The 18,615-nt window shown below is 68.3% G+C and carries 18 protein-coding genes; 5 read left to right on the forward strand and 13 right to left on the reverse strand.

Going from position 1 to position 18,615, the window contains the following annotated elements:
• Positions 1-45 precede the first annotated feature (45 nt).
• From ASF54_RS07120 to ASF54_RS07140, 5 genes are all read right to left on the reverse strand, one after another.
• A complete protein-coding gene (locus ASF54_RS07120) occupies positions 46-456 on the reverse strand; it encodes an ester cyclase (RefSeq protein ID WP_055960389.1) in 411 nt (136 codons plus the stop codon).
• Between the two features lie 195 nt (positions 457-651).
• A complete protein-coding gene (locus ASF54_RS07125; RefSeq protein ID WP_055960392.1) occupies positions 652-2,481 on the reverse strand; it encodes a glycoside hydrolase family 35 protein in 1,830 nt (609 codons plus the stop codon).
• Between the two features lie 99 nt (positions 2,482-2,580).
• The gene (locus ASF54_RS07130) at positions 2,581-3,924 is read right to left on the reverse strand and encodes an ABC transporter substrate-binding protein (protein WP_194601800.1); all 1,344 of its coding nucleotides are present in this window, start codon (positions 3,922-3,924) and stop codon (positions 2,581-2,583) included.
• A gap of 93 nt (positions 3,925-4,017) precedes the next feature.
• Positions 4,018-4,965, reverse strand: a complete 948-nt coding sequence (locus ASF54_RS07135; RefSeq protein WP_055960399.1) for a carbohydrate ABC transporter permease — start codon at positions 4,963-4,965, stop codon at positions 4,018-4,020.
• Positions 4,962-5,900 carry a carbohydrate ABC transporter permease gene (locus ASF54_RS07140; protein ID WP_055960402.1) on the reverse strand — a complete coding sequence of 313 codons (939 nt, stop codon included), beginning with the start codon at positions 5,898-5,900 and terminating at the stop codon, positions 4,962-4,964. Before ASF54_RS07140 ends, ASF54_RS07135 begins: the two co-directional genes overlap by 4 nt.
• 156 nt (positions 5,901-6,056) lie before the next feature.
• On the opposite strand from ASF54_RS07140, the gene ASF54_RS07145 reads away from it, so the two are divergent.
• A complete protein-coding gene (locus ASF54_RS07145) occupies positions 6,057-7,082 on the forward strand; it encodes a LacI family DNA-binding transcriptional regulator (RefSeq protein ID WP_055960404.1) in 1,026 nt (341 codons plus the stop codon).
• Positions 7,083-7,283: 201 nt separating this feature from the next.
• Here ASF54_RS07145 and ASF54_RS07150 read toward each other — a convergent pair whose 3' ends face one another.
• On the reverse strand, positions 7,284-8,318 hold the full coding sequence (locus tag ASF54_RS07150) for an iron-siderophore ABC transporter substrate-binding protein (protein WP_055960407.1): 1,035 nt from the start codon (positions 8,316-8,318) through the stop codon (positions 7,284-7,286).
• A gap of 137 nt (positions 8,319-8,455) precedes the next feature.
• Positions 8,456-8,926, reverse strand: coding sequence for an Lrp/AsnC family transcriptional regulator (locus ASF54_RS07155; RefSeq protein ID WP_200919573.1), 471 nt, complete (start codon positions 8,924-8,926; stop codon positions 8,456-8,458).
• 180 nt (positions 8,927-9,106) lie between these two features.
• Here ASF54_RS07155 and ASF54_RS07160 point away from each other — a divergent pair, with 180 nt between their 5' ends.
• Positions 9,107-9,682 carry a YitT family protein gene (locus tag ASF54_RS07160; protein ID WP_084816162.1) on the forward strand — a complete coding sequence of 192 codons (576 nt, stop codon included), beginning with the start codon at positions 9,107-9,109 and terminating at the stop codon, positions 9,680-9,682.
• A 40-nt stretch (positions 9,683-9,722) separates the two neighbouring features.
• Positions 9,723-10,562, forward strand: coding sequence for a metallophosphoesterase family protein (locus ASF54_RS07165; RefSeq protein ID WP_055960410.1), 840 nt, complete (start codon positions 9,723-9,725; stop codon positions 10,560-10,562).
• A 204-nt stretch (positions 10,563-10,766) separates the two neighbouring features.
• Here the strand turns inward: ASF54_RS07165 and ASF54_RS07170 are convergent, their stop codons facing one another.
• From ASF54_RS07170 to ASF54_RS07195, 6 genes are read right to left on the reverse strand one after another with little or no spacing between them, the layout of a single operon-like run.
• Positions 10,767-12,245: an AMP-binding protein gene (locus tag ASF54_RS07170; RefSeq protein ID WP_055960413.1), complete on the reverse strand. Its 1,479-nt coding sequence runs from the start codon at positions 12,243-12,245 to the stop codon at positions 10,767-10,769.
• Complete coding sequence (locus ASF54_RS07175) at positions 12,190-13,350, reverse strand: MSMEG_0565 family glycosyltransferase (RefSeq protein ID WP_084816012.1); 1,161 nt, start codon at positions 13,348-13,350, stop codon at positions 12,190-12,192. The genes ASF54_RS07170 and ASF54_RS07175 overlap by 56 nt, the downstream gene beginning before the upstream one ends.
• Positions 13,350-14,198 (reverse strand): carbon-nitrogen hydrolase family protein, encoded by an 849-nt coding sequence (locus ASF54_RS07180; RefSeq protein ID WP_055960416.1) that lies wholly within the window; start codon positions 14,196-14,198, stop codon positions 13,350-13,352. Before ASF54_RS07180 ends, ASF54_RS07175 begins: the two co-directional genes overlap by 1 nt.
• Before the next feature lie 9 nt (positions 14,199-14,207).
• Positions 14,208-15,500 carry an MSMEG_0569 family flavin-dependent oxidoreductase gene (locus tag ASF54_RS07185; RefSeq protein ID WP_055960419.1) on the reverse strand — a complete coding sequence of 431 codons (1,293 nt, stop codon included), beginning with the start codon at positions 15,498-15,500 and terminating at the stop codon, positions 14,208-14,210.
• Positions 15,497-15,829 carry an MSMEG_0570 family nitrogen starvation response protein gene (locus ASF54_RS07190; protein WP_055960422.1) on the reverse strand — a complete coding sequence of 111 codons (333 nt, stop codon included), beginning with the start codon at positions 15,827-15,829 and terminating at the stop codon, positions 15,497-15,499. The genes ASF54_RS07185 and ASF54_RS07190 overlap by 4 nt, the downstream gene beginning before the upstream one ends.
• A complete protein-coding gene (locus tag ASF54_RS07195) occupies positions 15,822-16,769 on the reverse strand; it encodes a carbon-nitrogen hydrolase family protein (protein ID WP_084816013.1) in 948 nt (315 codons plus the stop codon). Before ASF54_RS07195 ends, ASF54_RS07190 begins: the two co-directional genes overlap by 8 nt.
• Positions 16,770-16,995: 226 nt before the next feature.
• On the opposite strand from ASF54_RS07195, the gene ASF54_RS07200 reads away from it, so the two are divergent.
• On the forward strand, positions 16,996-17,526 hold the full coding sequence (locus ASF54_RS07200) for an MSMEG_0572/Sll0783 family nitrogen starvation response protein (protein WP_055960425.1): 531 nt from the start codon (positions 16,996-16,998) through the stop codon (positions 17,524-17,526).
• Between the two features lie 12 nt (positions 17,527-17,538).
• The gene (locus ASF54_RS07205) at positions 17,539-18,615 is read left to right on the forward strand and encodes an MSMEG_0568 family radical SAM protein (protein ID WP_200919574.1); all 1,077 of its coding nucleotides are present in this window, start codon (positions 17,539-17,541) and stop codon (positions 18,613-18,615) included.

Below are 18,615 nucleotides of genomic sequence, written 5' to 3' on the forward strand. Positions count from 1 at the left end.
CACCTCAGCAGCCGACTCCGAGGGTCTAGCCGGAGGACGCCCCGCTCAGGCAAGGCCGAGCTGCCGCAGGATGCCCTGCTCGTCGGTCGAGCCCCACCGATCGGAGGCCTTGCCGTCAGTGAAGCCGATCACCTGCACGTTGCGCACGGTGAAGCGCTTGCCGGTCGCTGCGTGCCCCTGGTACTCGCCGGTGTGGGTGGCCGAGAGGTCGGCGATGGTGATGTACTTCGTCGGCGTCACGATCGTTTCGAGCTCGGTGCGCTCGACGTCGCTGAACGAGGTGCCGAACTGTTCCCAGAACCAGGCGATTCCGCCTCCTCCGGCGGGCTGACCGTCGGCGGGGTCGTGGTCGACGAAATCGACGTCGAACCGGTCGCCCATCTCGAGGGAGGTGTCGCGCATCCGCGCCAGCGCATCGATAGTGGCCTGGCCGCCCTCGGTGATCTCGGTTGCCATGGTGGATCCCTTCTCGCCGTGCCCGCGTGGCGACGGCTGTCGTCTTCGCCGAGTCAACGCCCCGCGTTGTTTATGGGATCAGGATCCGGGGGACGCCGCTCGAAGACCCGAGTCAAGCTGCCGCAAAACGTCTCGCGGTCACACCCGCGCGCCGCGGCGGGTGGGCTAGTCCGCGAGACGTGTCACGGCGAGCGGTCAGGCACCCTGCACGTCGAACGCATCCGCCCGCGCGGGGCCGAGGTCGGCGAGGGCGGCGAACGCCGGGCTAGGCGCGTCGACCTCGGTTTCGAACAGTACGAGCTCGTTGATACCCGACCGGGTCGCCGGGCCGGGTACGTAGAGGGTGCGCTGCGGCCCGTCGCTCCAATACCGCCCGAGCGGGAACCCGTTCACGAACGCGACGCCCTTGCCGAGGCCACCGCTGTCGAGGAACAGGTCGGCGGGAGCCCCGAGCGAGAACTCGAAGCGCGCGATACCGGGGCCGACGAGAGGCGAAGAAGACATCGAAGGATCCGCCCCGGCCCCGCTCGCTGCCAGCAGATCGAGGTCGAGCGGAAGTGCGGTCCACTCGGCGGTGCGTCCGTCCACCGTGACCTCGCCGATCAGCCCCTTGGGCTCGCCGATCCGCTGGTCGTAGTTGACCCGCCCCTGGTCTTCCAGCAGCAAGATGAGCTCGGCGCCCGCGGGCAGGGCCAGGCGTCGATCGCCGCGGGCCCGCTCGAGCACGCCGATGCGAACTCCGTCGACGAAGACGATGGCGCGGTCGCGCACCTCACCGACCTCGAGCACGTGGCCGCCGGACTCGCCCGACGTCAGGGCGCCGGCGACGGGCAGCGCCGCACGGAGCACGAGGTAGCCGCGGTAGACGCCGAGCTCGTCGAAGGTGGGCGCGGCGGACGCGGGGGCGAAATGGCCAAGTCGACCGAGAACGCCGAGCAGAGGCGTCGACCCGGCCACCTCGACGACCGGCACGGGTGCCGGGGTGTGAGCCGTGGGATCCTCGAGGCTCCTGGAGTCGTCGAAGTCGAGATCGGGCACGTCGGTGTACTTCGCGAAGACTTCGCGGAAGGCGAAGTACTTCTCAGTGAGCCGGCCCGCCTCGTCGATCGGTGCGTCGTAGTCGTAGCTCGTGATGGTGGGCTCGTAGACGCCCTTGTCGTTGGCCCCGTTCGTGAAGCCGAAGTTCGTGCCGCCGTGCACCATGTAGAGGTTGACCGACGCTCCGAGGGCGAGCAGCTCGTCGAGATCACTCGCCTGCGCCTCGGCGGGCGTGGTGTGGTGCACACCGCCCCAGTGGTCGAACCAGCCGTTCCAGTACTCGGAGCTCATCAGCGGCCCCGTCGGCTGCGCTGCACGCAGGGTGGCCAGGCGTTCGGGGCTGCGGGAGCCGAACGAGCCGGTCTTCAGCAGGTCGGGCAGCGAGCCGTTGCGGAGCATGTCGGGCTCGGGCTGGTCGACCGTGGTGAGCGGAACGTCGATGCCGGCGTCGCGGGTGAGGTCGACGAGGGCGCGGAGGTAGGCGGCGTCGGAGCCGTACGCGCCGTACTCGTTTTCGATCTGGACGAGCACAACCGGCCCGCCGTGGTCGATCTGCCTCGGCACGACGATCTCGTAGACGCGCCGGAGATAGGTCTCGACGGCCGCCAGGAAGAGGGGCTCGGAGCGTCGGACGCCGACGCTGGGGTCGCGGAACAGCCAGCCCGGAAGGCCGCCGTTGTCGTACTCGGCGCAGATGTAGGGGCCGGGCCGGACGATGGCGTGCATTCCGGCCTCGTGCACGAGATCGAGGAAGGCGCCGAGGTCGAGCCGGCCGTCGGTGATCCACTCGTCGGGCGTCGGTGCGTGGTCGTTCCACGGCACGTACGTCTCGATGGTGTTGAGGCCGAGGAGCCGGGCCTTGTGGATGCGATCGGCCCAGTGCTCGGGGTGGATGCGGAAGTAGTGGAGAGCCCCGGAGAGGATCCGATGCGGGCGCCCGTCGAGGAGGAAGGCGTCGTCGCCGATCGTGAAGCGGCTCGTGGTCATGGGGTCTCTCTCAGAGTCGGAGGACGGAGAACGGGTGCGACCGAAGTGGTCGCACCCGCTCCGTGACTGTGGTGCTGGTCGAACGCAGTGCTGGTGGGGCTACTTGGCTGTGACGGTGAAGCCCTGCTCGTTGCCGTACTTCACGAGCGCCGTCTGCCAGGCCTTCAGACCGGTGTTGATGTCGGAGAAGTCGGCGTACGACTGACCGACGGTGTCGGCGTAGATGCTGTTCGCGTAGACCTGGAAGGGCAGGTACTTCCAGCCGGAGGCGACCGAGTCGGACGAGCTCTTGAGCACCTCGTTGATGGCCTGTCCACCGAAGTAGTCAGGCTTCGTGGCGAGGAATTCACTCGAGTCGAGCGTGGCGGTCGTCGACGGGAATCCGCCCGAGGCGAGGAACGTGTTGACGCTGTCGTCGCTCGAGTTCAGCCACTTGACGAATCCGGCCGCGAGAGCCTGGTTCTTCGACTGCTTCATGACGACCTGTGCGCCACCGCCGTTCTCGGCCGTGACAGCGGTCTTGCCGTCGTAGGTCGGGATCGGAGCGACAGCCCAGTCACCCGAGCCGGCCTTGGCACCCGACTCGATGACGCCGGGGAACCAGGCACCGGTGATCTGGGTCGCGATCTCGCCGCCGGCGAGCTGCTTGTACCAGTCGTCGGTGAAGCCGGGGGTCTGGGCGAGGAGCTTGTTCTCGACGAGCTCGTTCCAGGTGTCGGCCCACTTCTTGGTGCCCGCATCCTGCAGGTTGATCGACACCTTGCTGCCGTCGACCTCGAACGGACGGCCGCCGGCCTGCCAGATCATGCTCGTAGTGAAGCCGGCGTCACCGGTGTCGGAGTTGATGTATGCCTTGGGGTCGGCCTTGTGCAGCTTCTTCGCGGCGGCGATGTACTCGTCCCACGTCTTCGGCACCTGGATGGAGTACTTCTCGAAGAGCGTCTTGTTGTAGAACATGGCCATGGGGCCGGAGTCCTGAGGCAGGCCGTAGAGCTTGCCGTCGAGCGACACCGAGCCCCAGGTGCCGCTGGTGTACTTGCTCTTCAGGTCGTTGAAGCCGTACTGGGTGAGGTCGGTCAGCGAGTCGGCGAGAGCGAACTGGGGCAGCGCGAAGTACTCGACCTGAGCGACGTCGGGCGCCCCGGATCCTGCCTTGACGGAGTTCTGGAGCTTCGTGTACTCGTCGGTGCCGGTACCGGCGTTGACGAGCTTGACGGTGACCTTCGGGTAGGCCTTCTCGAAGGCCTTGACCTGGGCTGCCGCGGACGGGGTCCACGACCAGTAGGTCAGGGTTCCGCCGGCTTTGAGGGCGGCGTCGACCTGGCCGGCGTTTCCGCCATCGTTCGATGAGCCGCCGCCGCTGTTCGAGCAGCCGGTGAGAGCTGCGGTTACTGCGATCGTGGTGACTGCGGCACCGACGATCGTCCTCAAGCGCTTGTGCATGAGGGATCCTTTCACTTCGTTGTGTGGGTAGGGAGGGTGGGAATGACTTGTGTGGGTTGGTGAGGGGAGGGATTGCTGGGGGAAATTGCTGGTCTACTGCTTCACGCCGCCGGCGCCGAGGCCCGACTGCCAGTAGCGCTGGAGGAGCAGGAAGATGATGACGATCGGCACGATTGTGATCAGCGAGCCGGTGACGACCAGGTTGTAGATCGGGTCGGCGGCGACGCCGTTCGCCTGCTGCGACCACTGGTTGAGGCCGACGGTCAGCGGGTACCACTTCGGGTCGCTGAGCATGATCAGCGGGAGGAAGTAGTTGTTCCAGGTCGCGACGACCGAGAACAGCAGCACCGTGACGATGCCGGGCGTCAGCAGCCGGATCGCGATCGTAAAGAAGATGCGGATCTCGCCGGCCCCGTCGATGCGGGCCGCTTCGAGCAGCTCTTCGGGGATCGCGTCGACCGCGTACGTCCAGACCAGGTAGAGACCGAACGGGCTGATGAGCGACGGAAGGATGATCGCCCACGGGGTGTTCGTCAGGCCGATGTTCGAGAAGAGCAGGAACGTCGGCACGGCAAGGGCTGTACCCGGGATGGCGATCGAGCCGAGCACGATGGCGAACACCGCACGTCGACCGGTGAAGCGGAACTTCGCGAGACCGTAGCCGGCGAGGGTCGCGAGCAGCGTCGCTCCCCCGGCACCGACCACTACGTAGAGCAGCGTGTTGCGGAACCAGGTGACGAAGATGCCGTTGTTGTAAGTGAAGACCTGCTGGATGTTGTCGAACAGGTGGAAGCCGTCGCCGAACCAGAGGCCGAACGACGCCAGCAAGGAGTCTTGCGACTTCGTCGAGTTGACGACGAGGTAGAACAGCGGCACGAGCGAGTAGACGAGGAAGATCACCATGATCGCGGTGAGGCCGCGCGACTTCTTCTCGCGGTAGCCACTGGGGCCGGGCCGGTCACGACGAGAGCGTTTCGACGGACCGCCGGATCCTCGGCCCTGTTCTTCGGGGATGACCTCGGGGCTGGTCAGGGTGCTCATCGGTTCTCCTGTCGCGTGCCGCGGACCTGGACGATGTAGGCGATGACGGCGGTGATGACGCCCATCACGATCGCGACGGTGGCGGAGTAGTTGAACTGCTGGCCGGCGAACGAGAGGTTGTAGGCGTACATGTTCGGGGTGAAGAAGGTGCCGATCACGTTCGGCGCCAGGGTCTTGAGCAGGTTGGGCTCGTTGAAGAGCTGGAAGCTGCCGATGATCGAGAAGATCGAGGCGATCACGATGGCGCCGCGGAGAGCCGGGAGCTTGATCGAGATGATCGTGCGGAGGCTGCCGGCACCGTCGAGCGACGCCGCCTCGTAGAGCTCGGCCGGGACGACGCGGAGGGCCGCGAAGAAGATGATCATGTTGTAGCCCAGGAACTCCCAGGTCACGATGTTGCCGATCGACGTCAGGATCCAGGTCGAGGTGAACGGCTTGAGCAGGTCGCTGCCGAGCAGATCGTTGAACGAGCCGGTGAGGCCGAACTGCGGGCCGTAGATGAAGCCCCAGATGAGGGCGGCGACGACGCCGGGCACCGCGTAGGGCAGGAAGATCGCGATGCGGAAGAAGCTCGCGGCGTGGAGTCGAGCGCTGTCGAGGGCGAGAGCCGCGACCAGTGCCAGAACGAGCATCACCGGCACCTGGATCACCAGGAAGATCAGCACGCGCCCGAAGCTCGACCAGAACTTCGAGTCTTGGAGCAGCTGGATGTAGTTGGCGAGGCCCACGAAGTGGTTGCCGCCGATCAGCTGGTCGCGGAACAGGCTCAGGTAGATCGCGTAGCCGATCGGCACGATCAACATGAGGATCAGCACCACCATGAACGGAGCGACGAACATCCAGCCCGTCTGCTTGCCGCGGCCCGTGCGCCGGCGCTTGCGGGGCGTCGGCTCGAGCCGTGCCGCCTTGGCGCCCGTCAGGGTTCCAGAACTCATCGAAACTTCCTCGTCTCCACGATGTTTACGTCAACATCACGGAGGCGACGCTAGCATGGCAACGTCAACATCGCCACCGACCTGGAGGAAATCGTGACCTCAGCGACACCTTCACCTGCCGCGGGCTCCGCACCTTCACCCGACGAGGGCCCTGCCGTGGGCTCCGCTTCGGGCCCGGCCGCGAAGAAGGCCTCCGCCGCAGACGTGGCGCGCCACGCGGGCGTGTCGATGCAAACCGTTTCGCGTGTCGCCCGCGATCTCGAAAACGTCCAGCCCGCTACCCGTGACCGCGTGCGCGCCTCGATGGTCGAGCTCGGCTACAGCCCGAACCGTGCGGCCCGCGCCCTCCGTTCGGGCCGATTCCACACCATCGGCGTGATCATGTTCACGCTCTCGTCGTTCGGCAACACGAAGTTCTTGGAGGCCATCGCCGAGGCCGCGGGTCTGGTCGGCTACACGATCACCCTCCTTCCCGTCTCGCAGCGCACCCGCGGAGAGGTCACCGGCGCCATCGCACGGCTCTCCGAGCAGGCCGTCGACGGAGTCGTCATCGTCATCGAGGCCGACCTGCTCTCCGAAGACGACGTCGATCTGCCCGCCGACGTGCCGGTCGTGATCATCGACTCCAGCCGCCTCAGCGAACGTCCCTTCATCGACACCGACCAAGCCCTCGGCGCCCGGCTGGCCACCCAGCACCTGCTCGACCTCGGCCACGAGACCGTGTGGCACATCGCCGGGCCGCAGACCTTCTATGCGGCCAGGCGTCGTGAAGCCGCATGGCGCGAGGTGCTCGAGTCGCACGGTCGCGAGGTGCCTCCCCCGTTCACCGGTGACTGGAGCACAGGATCCGGCTACCGCGCAGGCCTCGAAATCGCCCGCCGCCCCGAGATCACCGCGGTCTTTGTCGCGAACGACGGTATGGCCCTCGGCCTCCTGCGCGCCTGCCACGAGTTGGGTCGGGACGTGCCGTCGACCCTGAGCATCGTCGGCTTCGACGACATGACCGAGTCGGAGTCGTTCTGGCCGCCGCTCACGACCATCCACCAGCACTTCGACGAGGTCGGGCGGTCGTCGGTCGCGATGCTCGTGGCGCAGATCGAGCGGACGACGCCGACGCCGGTGACGATGGTGCCGGTCGACCTGGTCGTGCGGGCGAGCACGGCGCCACCGCCCGGCGCCTGAGCCGCTGCGCTGACCGATCTGGTGCCGAGTGCCGCCTAATGCCGACGGCGGTGGCCCGCACGCGGCATATGGCGGCACTCGCTGCACGAGCCCGCGGCACCCATGCCCGGCCCGACTCGCGAGTGCCGCCTTATGCCAACGACAGGCCGCCAGGCGCCGCATAAGGCGGCACTCGACGGCCCGCCGCGCGAGCAGAACCGGTCAGTCGACCTTGGCAGCCGCCGTCTTGATCATGGCGACGTACTTGTCGAGCGCATACGGCAGGCTCAGCGGCGTGATGACGGTGGAGGCCATCGCGAGCTGCTGGTTGACGTTCGGCACGTACGAGCCGCGCTTCACCGCCGGGATCGAGGCGTAAAGAGGCTGCTTCTCGATCTGCTTCTGGTTGGCCTCGTCGTTGAACCAGGTGAAGACGATGTCGGTCTTGTCGAGCAGGTTGGCCTTCTCGAGGCCGATCGTCGAGACGAAGGTACCGGCGGTCTTCGGCAGAGCGGCGGCCGTCTTCTCCTGCGTCAGGCCGAGACCCGCGATGATGTCGACGCGCGGGTCGCCCTTCTGGTAGATCGACAGCGAGCCCGGCTCGGCGGCATAGATGTAGGTGAAGTTGTACTTCGCGAAGTCGGGGTTCTCAGCGGCCGTCTTGGCGAGGGTCGTCTTGATGCCGGCGATCTGGTCGGCGGCCTTGTCACTCTCGCCGAGGACCTTGCCGATGATCGTCATCTCGTCGCTCCACGAGGTGCCCCAGGCCTCACCGGGGTAGGCGACGGTGGGCGCGAGAGCGCTGAGCGTCTTGTACTGCTTGGCAGTGATGCCCGACTGCGGGGCGATGATCACGTCGGGGTTCAGCTCGGCGAGGGCCGTCATGTCGATGTCGGGGTAGACCGCGAAGGTCTTGGGCAGAGCGTCGCCGCGCTTCTCGATCGCCGAGGTGACCCAGGGGTAGTTCTTCTCGGAGTCGCCACCCCAGGTGACCTCCTCGATGCCGACAGGAGTGGTGCCGAGCGAGACGACGGTGTCGGCCGCACCCCAGCCGATGGTGACGACGCGCTTGGGCTTCGACTCGATGGTCGCGCTGCCGAGGGCCGACTTGATCGTGACCGGGAAGGCGTCAGAGGCCGATGCGCCCGACGTGCTGCCGGATCCTGCGTCGGACGACGTGCTGCAGGCCGCGAGGGAGAACGCCAGGGCTGCTGCGGCCACGACGGCGATTCCTCGGCGGAGAAGTTTCTGAGACAAGGGATGGTGCCTTTCGGATTGGGTGCCGTGCCACCGTATTAGGTAAGGCTTACTTAGGCAAGCCTGACCTAACGGCGTCGAGAGACCCGTGCGCGTCGAGAGACCCGTGCGCGTCGAGAGCTCCTGGCGCGAAGGGCCTAGCCCCGGCCCGCGACGACGGCCAGCAGCGGCGCCATCCGTCGCGGCACGACCTCGGAGAGCGCGATCGTGGTGTTGGTGCGAACGATTCCGCGGATCCTGAGGATCGCCCCCGTCACGCGCCGCAGATCGTCGGTCGACGAGGCGACCACCCGCGCGAGCATGTCACTGTCGCCCGTGATCGCGTGGACCTCGACGACCTCGGGCAGCGCGAGGAGGCCCGCGACGGCGTGCTCCTCGTCGGCCTGGCTGATCGCGATCGACACGAACGCCATCAGCGGGCGACCGAGCGACGCCGGGTCGAGGCGTCGGCTCTGAGCGCCGAGCACTCCGTCGTCGACCAGCCGCCGTCGCCGGGAGTGCACGGTGGTGCGCGAGATGCCGAGGGCTCGGGCGAGGGCCACGTCAGAGATGTCAGGATCCGAATCCAAGACCTGGATGAGTCGGGCGTCAACAGAATCAATGGTCACCTAGGCATTCTGCAGGACGTTGGGCGTTTTGCAACTCATTCTGCGCAACAGTGCCCTGGTGAGTTGCGCGAACATGGCCCGCTACCCAGCATTGAGGCCGTGACCCGGATCCTCGATGCCTCGACCGCCGCCCTCGCCGCGACCCCGCCTGAATCGAGGCACTCCGTGCTCGAAGACGTGATGGGTATCGCGACCGGCACGCTTGCCGCATCGCTCGGACTCTCTCTGCTCAAGACGGCCGGTGTCGTCACGGGCGGCACCGCCGGGCTCTCGCTGCTGATCAGCTACGCCGCGCCGATCCCGTTCGGGGTGCTGTTCTTCGTCGTCAACGCCCCGTTCTTCGTGCTGGCCCTCTGGAAGAAGGGATGGCTGTTCACCCTCAAGACGGCGATCTCGGTCGCTCTCGTCTCCGTGCTGTCGTCGGTGCACGTCGCCGCCCTCGACGTGTCGAACCTGTCGCCGGTGTACGCGGTGATCGTCGGGAACGTGCTGGCGGGCCTCGGCATGATCGTGCTGTTCCGGCACGGGGCGAGCCTCGGCGGCTTCAACATCGTCGCCCTGATCGCGCAGGAGCGTCTTGGCTGGCGGGCCGGCTACGTGCAGATGGCGTTCGACGTCGCCGTCGTGCTGGCCGCACTCACTGTCGTGCCGGCTTGGCTCGTGCTGCTGTCGGCCGTCGGCGCCGTCGTCATCAACCTGATGATCGCGCTCAATCACCGGCCCGGGCGCTACTCGGGCGTGCCGCGCTGGAAGTAGGGCGCGGCGCCGACCGCCGGCGAGCGCTAGCGTGACAGCCATGTCCGACACGTTCGACATCCTGCACCTGAGCGACACCCACCTCGCGGCTGGCGACACCCGCCACTACGGCCAGGTCGATACACGTGAGCAGCTCGACCTCCTTCTGGCCCGGGCGTCGACGATCGAGCGCCTCGACCTCGTCGCCTGCACCGGCGACCTCTCAGACGACGGGTCACCCGAGTCGTACCGCCACCTCCGCGACACCGTCGAGCCCTGGGCCGCAGCCCGAGGGGCCCGCGTCGTCTACGCGATGGGCAACCACGACCTCCCGGACGGATTCCGCGAGGTCTTGGCCCCCGGCGCCTACCCGCTTCGAGGCGTCATCGACGTCGACGGTGTTCGGGTTATCACGCTCGACACGTCGATCCCGGGCAAGGGCTACGGCCGGGTCGGGGCCGAGCAACTGGCCTGGCTTGCAGACATACTCGCCACGCCCGCCCCACGCGGAACCGTCATCGCCATGCACCACCCGCCAGTCTCCGCCGAGACACCCCTGCTCGCGGCCCTCGAACTCCAGGATCCGACGGACTTCGCCGCCACCATCACCGGAACCGACGTCCGCCTGGTGCTCGCAGGCCATTACCACCTCGCGCTCCTGGACGAGCTCGCGGGGGCCCGCGTCGTCGTCAGCGGCGGCGTCACCAACCAGGCCGACCTGTTCGCTGCGACCGGCACCGAGGGGGCCTTTCGGGGCAGTGCGGCGAGCGTCGTGAAGCTTCGGGCTGACGGGACCACTCGGATCCTGCCGTTTACCGCCCCCGCCGGCGCCCCGGTCTTCGACCTCGATGCGGCGACTGTGGCGAGTATCGCGGCGGAGGCCGGTCCAGCGTCGGCGTAGCGCTTGCAAATTTGAAGGAGAAACTGCCGCTCGACCCCGCCGGATCGTGATGTTTACGCTCATGCCGATGCGTTTCTCCTTCGAATTTGCAGCCGACGGGCCGCCGCACCTGCTCCTCGCCGAGATCGCAGTAGTGGTCGGGTGCAGGCGACCCGAAGTGCGATCTCGGCGGGCCGCACGCGCGCGCCAGCCGCGCCTGGCCGATCAGCGGTCGGCAAAACGGGAGGCGTAAGCACGGCGACTCGTCTTGCCGGCGTCAGAGCGCACGGGGTCGTGCACCACGTGCACCCGCGAGGGGCGCCGCTCGAGGTCGAGACGCGACCGGGCCCACTCGAGCAGGGCCGAGGGATCCTCGTCCTGGCCCGCGACATCGACGACGACCTCGATGCGCTGACCGAGGTCGTCGTCGGGCACCCCGAAGGCAACGGCTGACCGCACCGAGGGGTGGCCCTCGACGACGCGCTCGATGTCGGTCGGAAGCACGTTCACGCCGCCGCGGAGAATGACGTCGTCGGCTCGGTCCGCGATGAACAGGTAGCCGTCGGCGTCGACGTGACCGAGGTCTCCGAGGGTGTCCCAGCCCTCCGGATCGCGCCGCGACGAGCCGCCGAGGTAGCGGTAGGTCGGCGAGCCCTGGCGTCGCATCCAGATGAGGCCGGTTGAGCCGACGGGCAGCGAGCGAGACGGGTCGTCCACCGCCCGGATCGACACCTCCGTGCCACCGATCGGGAGACCGACGCTGCCGGGGCGCCCCAGCCACTCGCCGCCGCGGATCATCACCAGCCCGTTCGACTCGCTGCCCGCGTAGAGCTCGACGAGGGTGTCTGCACCCCCGGGCACAGCCTCGACGAGCCAGGCGACGAACGCGCGTTTGAGCTCGGGAGCGCAGGGCGCCCCCAGGTGCAGCACGGTCTCGAGTGGCGACAGGTCGGCCGCGGCACGAACGTCGGCGGGCAGACGCAGCAGCCGGTGCATCATCGTCGGCACGACCAGCATCCAGGTGACGCGGTGCTGACCAATAGCCGCCAGCACGCGCCGCTCGTCGAACCGCGGCAGGATCACGAGCCGTGCCCCGGTGAGTAACGCCCGGAACGAATAGGTGAACGTCGCCGAGTGCACGAGCGGCCCGGCCACGAGGTGCACTCCCCCGAGCGGCAGAAAAGCGGCGACGGGCTGCGATGCGTCGAGCAGGGCGGGTGCCGTCGCGATCACGATCTTCGGCCGGCCGGTGCTGCCCGAAGAGGTGGGCGCCTTCCACGACGCGGCCCAGGCATCGTCGAGCGGCTCGTCCGACAGAGACGGGTCGGGGAGGTGCCCGGCAGCGACCCAGGGAAGAGAAGGATCCGCGGACTCGTACCCGACAATCAGCCGAGCCCCCGCCAGCCGCCCGAGCTCGGCCCGCTCCCGCGCGTCGAGCCCCGTCGACACCGGCTGCGGCGTCGCCCCGAGCTTCCAGATCGCCGCGCACACCACGATCACCTCGACCGTGTTCGGCAGCGAGACGGTGACGAGGTCGTCCTGCCCGACACCGCGCGAGGCGTAGTCGCGCGCGAGACGATTCGACTCCCCGTCAAGGGCGACCGCTGTCAGCGATCGGTCGTCGTCGATGGCGACGACGCGCTCCGGGTCAGCCTCGGCGAGCGCCGTGATGATCCGTGAGATCGACTGCCTGGCCACGGTCACCGCCCTCTCCGACGCGCGCGTAGAACACCTCGTGGAGCGCGGCGACGTCGTCCCAGTCGTGGCCGGCGGCGAGGGTTCGCCCGGCTTCGGGATCGGGAGCGGCGCCGTCGAGGGCGGCGGCGAGCTGCTCGGCGATCGCCTCGACATCCGAGGCGTAGAGCACTGTATCGCCGAAGACCTCGCGGAGCACGGGCAGATCGCGGGCGACGACCGGCACCGAGGCGGCGAGCGCCTCCATCGCCGCGAGACCGAAGCCCTCCTTGGTCGACACGAAGGCGAGAGCGGCAGCCCCGGCGACGAGTGGAGCCACATCGGCCTCGTCGAGCACGCCGAGGATGAGGGGGTGGAGGCCGAGCTCCTGCACGCGGGCGTCGAATGCCTCGCGGTAGGGCCGATAGTCGAACAACGTCTCGCCGCCGCCGAACACAAGCCGCGCCGCCGGGTGCGTGACGCGGAGCCGAGCGAAGGCCTCGATCAGATCGAGGCTGCCCTTGCGCGGCTCGATGCCGCCGAGGGCGAGGACGTAGGTGCCGAGATCCGGTGGGAGTGAGTGCGGGCTGGCGGATCCTGCGCTCTGCCGACGAGCGGAAGCCGCCGTCGCGAACCGGGCCGCGTCGACACCGTTCGGGATCACCGTCGGGGCAAGGCCCCAGCCGTCGTGCACTTCACTGGCGACCGCCGCCGAGACGCAGATCCGAGCGATCGGGTCGCGGACGGCGCGGTCGTGGCAGGCGATCAGCTCGGACGTCGTGAACTCGTCGAGGTGGTGGATGGTGCGGATGCAGCGGCCGACCGCGTTGGCCGAGATGCAGTCTTGCGCGTGAACGATGTCGTAGTCGCCCGCCGCCGGCTCGAAGGCCCGGCGCATCTCGACGATGGATCGCTGGATCCGCTCCCCCACACTCTCGTTGTCGCGCGCCTCGAACGGCACCACGCGAATCGTCACCGCGGGGTCGACGTCGCGGAAGAACACCGTGTCGCCGCCGCGGCCGAGCGTCCAGACCGTGACGTCGTGCCCGCGTCGGGCGAGCGCCTCGGCGAGGGCCAGCGTGTGCACGACGCCGCCGCGGGGCTTCGTCGAGTAGGTGACCTGCGCGATGCGCATCAGGATCCCGCGGCTCGGTAGGCGCTCTCGCGGCGCTGGTCGAGGTGATTCATCGTGCGGCGGGCTCTCGCCACGTCGGTCGCAACGTCGGCGGTCGCCACCGCGAGCCCACCTTTTGCCCAGGTCTTCGCGATGATCTCGCCGGCCGGGTCGACGACCTTCGCCTGCCCGAGAAATCGAAGGCCGCCGAGCACGCCGGTCTGATTCGACGACACCAGGTAGACCTGGTTCTCGGCTGCGCGGGCGCAGTCATAGAGATCGAAGAGGTGGGCCTGGCGGTCGTTGCGGATCCGATCCGAGCGGTCGGTGACGCTCGCGGGCCAGGCGCTCAGGCAGGCGAGGATCTCGGCGCCGTCGATCGCGAGCGACCGTGCCGCCTCGGGGAACGTCTTGTCGAAGTCGATCATCATGCCCACCCGGCCGACGGGCGTGTCGAACGAGCCGAACGAGTCGCCCGCGTCGTACGCCTCCGATTCGCCGAGCGGCAGGTGCACCTTGCGATGAGAGCCGAGGATCCGGCCGCCCTGCACGCAGACCGCCGAGTTGTAGCGGCGCTCGACGCCGCTCTCCACGGCCCGCTCGGCCACCCCGAAGCAGACGGTCAGGTCTCCTGCCAGCTCGGCCACCGCCTGCACTTCCGGTCCGTCGATCTCGACCGCGGGCGGCAGCGAGTCCGGGCCGGGATGCTGCAGGTCGAGGAGGTACCCGCCGAGGGTCGCGTCGGGCAGCACGAGAAGGTCGACGCCGCGGTCGCGCGCCTGGTCGAGGATGCCCGGCAGCTTCTGCAGGGTTCGCCCGACGTCTCGACCGAAGTGCGCGGCCACCGCCCCCATCGTGATGCTGCCCATGCCCCGAGGCTAGCCGGAGACGGAGGCCGGTTCGCGTGCGCTTTCTGCCGTTCGTGGCGTGCGCGAAGCAACGACCGACGACGCCACGTGCTCGGCGTCGCGCGCGATCGCCTCGAAGCGGCCGGAGCCCCAGGTGTGCAGCCACGGCAGGCCGAGAAAGTGCAGGCCCGGAGCACCCGTCGCGCCGTGCTGGTGTGTGGGGTGCCCGGCTCCGTCGAAGACGCCGACCTGCACCCACGAGTAGTCGGAGCGGAAGCCGACCGCCCAGACGACGCTGGTGATGCCGGCCTCGGTCAGGTCGAGGGATGTGGTCTCCGTCTCGGGTCGCCATACCGGCGAGTAGCGCTCCTCGGCGGGGGCGTCGATCCCCTCCCGGGCGATGAAGCGGTCGATATCGGTCTTGATCGACTCCATCACCGAGTCGGCGTGGTCGAGCGAGCCCTCCGCCGTCGGCGCGAACGTCAGCGCGTGGTCGACGAGACCCTCCAACCGGCCGTAGAGGTGCATGCCGGCGCGGGCGAACTCCCTGAAGTCGATGTCGCGGCCCCCGTCACGGCCGGTCATGTAGTGGTTGGTCGACTCGCGCTTCGTGAGGCCGCCGACCTGAGCGTGCACGGGGATGTCGTAGACACCCATGTCGCTCAGCCAGGCGATGCAGTCGCGCCCCCGGTAGTAGCGGGCGCAGCGGGGCGCGGTGCCGAGAGCGACGTGGACGTCGCGTCCGGCGAGGAAGAGGTCTTCGGCGATCTGGGCGCCCGACTGGCCAGACCCGACGACGAGCACCGAGCCCTCCGGCAGCGCCCCCGGCGATCGGTAGTCAGCCGAGTGGATCTGCACGACGTCAGAGGGCATGCGCCCTGCCATCGCCGGAAGCACCGGCTGGTGGTAGCCACCGGTCGCGACGATCACCTGGTCGGCCGTGACGGTGCCGCGGTCGGTGACGATCTCGAAGCCCCGGCCGTCGGTCTCGCGGAGCCTCGTCACGAGGACGTTCTCGACGACCGGCGCATCGAAGGTCGACGCGTAGCGCCGCACCCAGGCGTGCACCTCGTCGCGCTTCATGAAGCCGTCGGGATCGTCGCCGTCGTAGGGGTAGCCGGGGAGCACGCACTGCCAGTTCGGTGTGACGAGGGTGAAGGCGTCCCAGCGGCGGTCTTTCCAGTCGTGGCCGATCGTGTCGCGCTCGAGCACGAGGTGATCGACGCCCGCCCGGGTGAGGTGCCAGCTCGCCGAGAGTCCGGCTTGCCCGGCGCCGACCACGACGACCTCGAGGTGAGCGCCGTCGACCAGCTCGCGGCTCATGCCGAGGCCCCGGTCGATCGGGCGGGGAATGCGGCCTGGTCGACCGGTAGCGGAGGGGCCATTCGCAGGATCCTGACGTCTCCGCCGTCGAAGTCGGCCGCCTTCTCGTGGATCTCGCTCTTCTGCTGCAGTGCCGAGGTGCAGACGAATCCGAAGGTGGCGCGGACGCGATCGCTCGCCAGGTCGAGGGCCGCCGAGGATCGCTCGACGAACTCCTGCAGCGGATAGTCGGCGCCCTCATCGAGGAAGTCGTGCATCACGAGGCTCGGCGAGTAGCAGGCGACCTCGGTGCCGTCGGGCCAGCGCACCCGAAAGGTCATCTCAGGCATGTGCGAGCACCTCCGTGTCGGCGAGCTGCGTCGACGAGTCGGCGAGCTGCGCGGCGGCGGCACGCGCGGCTTCGTCGCGAGCCTCGGCCTCGCCCGTCCGGTAGGCGTCGGGCCGCCGGTCGCGCAGGTGGAACATGCCGCCGCGCATCGCCCGGAAGCTCTCGTCGACGTCGATGGTGGCGACCGCCATGCCCGAGCCGAGCAGCGTCGTCGCCAGGATGTTGCCGCCCGGGTCGACGACCTTGGCGTTACCGACGTAGCGCAGCGAGCCGAACGTGCCCGACTGGTTCGACGCCATCCAGAACACCTGGTTGTCGAGCGCCCGCGCCATGTCGAAGAGGTTGAAGCGGTAGGTCCAGCGATCCTCCTGGAGGTTCTCGGCGGTGGCCGTCCGGGCGGCGGGCCAGGCGGACATGCTGATGATGATCTCGGCGCCGTCCATCGCCAGTGAACGTGCCGCCTCGGGGAACGCCTTGTCGTAGCAGATCTGCAGACCGATGCGACCGACGGGGGTGTCGAAGGCCTCGTAGGTGTCGCCCGCCGAGTACGACATGTGCTCGCCGAGGGGCTGGTGCACCTTGCGGTAAGAGCCGTAGATGGTGGTGCCGTCGAGGCAGACGGCCGCGTTGTAGCGCGTCTCGCCGTCGTCGCCGAGCTCGCAGAATCCGACGGCGACGACCAGGTCGCCGACGATCTCTTGCACCCGCCTGATCTCGGGTCCGTCGAGGCGGATCGCCGGCGGGAGCGAGCGCGACGTCGTCTTGACGGTGTCGCCGTGGTTGCCGAGCGACGAGAGGTACCCGCCGATGGCGGCCTCGGGCAGGGCGAGCAGCTGGACGTCCTGCTCGCGGGCCTCGGCGACCAGGCTCTCGATGAGCGCGTAGTTCTGTTCGAGGTCTCGGGTGAAGTTCGCCGAGACGCTGGCGACGGTGGTGGCCATCGAAGACTCCTTGCGGCTGATCGGTGGAGCGGACACGCAGGATCCTGCGGTGCAGCTAGTCAACGTCAGGTCGTGTTTCGGATTGGTTTCGCCCGGAATAAGAGTGCGTTTCGGCGGGAACATGCAATCTGCCCGAAACCAGTCGGCAACACGGGCGGCAAAGACTCGTTCTCGTACGGCTCCCCGAATCAGATCATCACGAATCTCGACCCGCTAGGAGACACCCATGAGCGACATCGACATCGACCAGCAGATCCTCGACAACATCGAGACGTCCCGTAACGAGATCCCGCACCCCTCGCAGCCCAAGGGCACGAACATGTACGGATCGACCAAGATCTTCCCTGACTACAAGGCCGAGAAGAGCGAGTACTACTTCCAGCTCGTCCACGGCATCGCGCACGAGTCGTCGGTGTCGTTCGTCGCCACGCTCCAGGCCATCCGTGCCCTTCGCAAGGGCTTCACGAGCGTGCTGTACTTCTACGGCCCCGGCTCGATGAACTGCATCGCCAACCGCGGATTCCCGACGACGGGCGCCGACGGATTCCCCGGCGAGACCAACATCAACAACGCGCTCGAGACCTTCATCAAAGAGGGCGGCACGGTCTTCTGCTGCCGCTTCGGCCTCGCCCTGCACGGCAACCGCGAGGAAGACCTCATCGAGGGCGTCATCCCCTGCCACCCGCTCGACGTGCAGGACGCCGTCATCCACTACGCCCGCAAGGGCGCGATCATCAACAGCACCTACATGGTCTGAGCGGGCGACCCCGTGACCATCACCAACAACGCGTCGCAGCTGTCGACGCGGGTCGACATCGCGATCCGGGGTATCCGGGTCGCGGCCCCGGTGCACCGCGAAGGCGGCGCCGGCCCCTCCGACGACGGCCACGTGCTCTTCCAGGGAATGCAGTCGGCGATCCCCGTCAACCAGGAGAGCCCGTACCTCGTCGACGACGGCAAGCTGCTGCTCGACGGCGAAGACACCGGCATCGAGGTGTCGCCGGTGGCACGGCCGAAGTTCTACGACCTGGCCACGGCCGACGGCGTCTCGTACGAGCAGATCGCTCGGCTACACGGCGCAAAGGTGCTGGCGACCACCGTGGTGCAGACCTGCATCCGCTACGACCCGGCCGAGCGCTGCCGCTTCTGCTCGATCGAGGAGTCGCTGAAATCGGGCTCGACGGTCGCTGTCAAGACCCCGGCGATGATCGCCGAGGTCGCCGAGGCCGCCTGGCGTCTCGACGGCGTCGAGCAGATGGTGATGACGACCGGCACCTCAAACGGTCGCGACCGCGGAGCCACCCACCTGGCCCGGTGCGTGCGCGCCATCAAGAAGGCCGTGCCCGACCTGATGATCCAGGTGCAGTGCGAGCCGCCCGCCGACCTGCAGACGATCACCGACCTCTACGAGGCGGGCGCGCGATCCATCGGCATCCACGTCGAGTCGATGGACGACGACGTACGCCGGCGCTGGATGCCCGGCAAATCGCGCGTCTCACTCGACGAGTACCGCGCCGCCTGGCGTGAGGCCGTGCGAGTGTTCGGTCGCAACCAGGTCTCGACCTATCTGCTCGTCGGCATGGGCGAGGATCCCGACGAGATGGTCGCCGGAGCCCAGGAGCTCATCGATATGGGCGTCTACCCCTTCGTCGTGCCGTTCCGTCCACTCCGCGGCACGCTCGCAACCGACGTCGACAAGGTGCCCGCTCCGCACCGCTCCGTGCTCCACGACATCACGTCGCGGGTGTCGGAAGCGCTGATCAGAGCGGGGATGCGCGGGTCCGACCAGAAGGCGGGCTGCGCGGCCTGCGGCGCCTGCTCCGCCCTGCAGACCGCGGGAGGGTGA

Source organism: Frondihabitans sp. Leaf304, assembly GCF_001423105.1.
Lineage (GTDB): Bacteria > Actinomycetota > Actinomycetes > Actinomycetales > Microbacteriaceae > Frondihabitans.

What these genes read in the sequence shown, in the direction of transcription:
- ASF54_RS07120 (WP_055960389.1), bottom strand. Translation starts at nt 456, where the DNA reads ATGGCAACCGAGATCACCGAGGGCGGCCAGGCCACTATCGATGCGCTG.
- ASF54_RS07125 (WP_055960392.1), bottom strand. Translation starts at nt 2,481, where the DNA reads ATGACCACGAGCCGCTTCACGATCGGCGACGACGCCTTCCTCCTCGAC.
- ASF54_RS07130 (WP_194601800.1), bottom strand. Translation starts at nt 3,924, where the DNA reads ATGCACAAGCGCTTGAGGACGATCGTCGGTGCCGCAGTCACCACGATC.
- ASF54_RS07135 (WP_055960399.1), bottom strand. Translation starts at nt 4,965, where the DNA reads ATGAGCACCCTGACCAGCCCCGAGGTCATCCCCGAAGAACAGGGCCGA.
- ASF54_RS07140 (WP_055960402.1), bottom strand. Translation starts at nt 5,900, where the DNA reads ATGAGTTCTGGAACCCTGACGGGCGCCAAGGCGGCACGGCTCGAGCCG.
- ASF54_RS07160 (WP_084816162.1), top strand. Translation starts at nt 9,107, where the DNA reads ATGGGTATCGCGACCGGCACGCTTGCCGCATCGCTCGGACTCTCTCTG.
- ASF54_RS07165 (WP_055960410.1), top strand. Translation starts at nt 9,723, where the DNA reads ATGTCCGACACGTTCGACATCCTGCACCTGAGCGACACCCACCTCGCG.
- ASF54_RS07175 (WP_084816012.1), bottom strand. Translation starts at nt 13,350, where the DNA reads ATGCGCATCGCGCAGGTCACCTACTCGACGAAGCCCCGCGGCGGCGTC.
- ASF54_RS07180 (WP_055960416.1), bottom strand. Translation starts at nt 14,198, where the DNA reads ATGGGCAGCATCACGATGGGGGCGGTGGCCGCGCACTTCGGTCGAGAC.
- ASF54_RS07185 (WP_055960419.1), bottom strand. Translation starts at nt 15,500, where the DNA reads ATGAGCCGCGAGCTGGTCGACGGCGCTCACCTCGAGGTCGTCGTGGTC.
- ASF54_RS07190 (WP_055960422.1), bottom strand. Translation starts at nt 15,829, where the DNA reads ATGCCTGAGATGACCTTTCGGGTGCGCTGGCCCGACGGCACCGAGGTC.
- ASF54_RS07195 (WP_084816013.1), bottom strand. Translation starts at nt 16,769, where the DNA reads ATGGCCACCACCGTCGCCAGCGTCTCGGCGAACTTCACCCGAGACCTC.
- ASF54_RS07200 (WP_055960425.1), top strand. Translation starts at nt 16,996, where the DNA reads ATGAGCGACATCGACATCGACCAGCAGATCCTCGACAACATCGAGACG.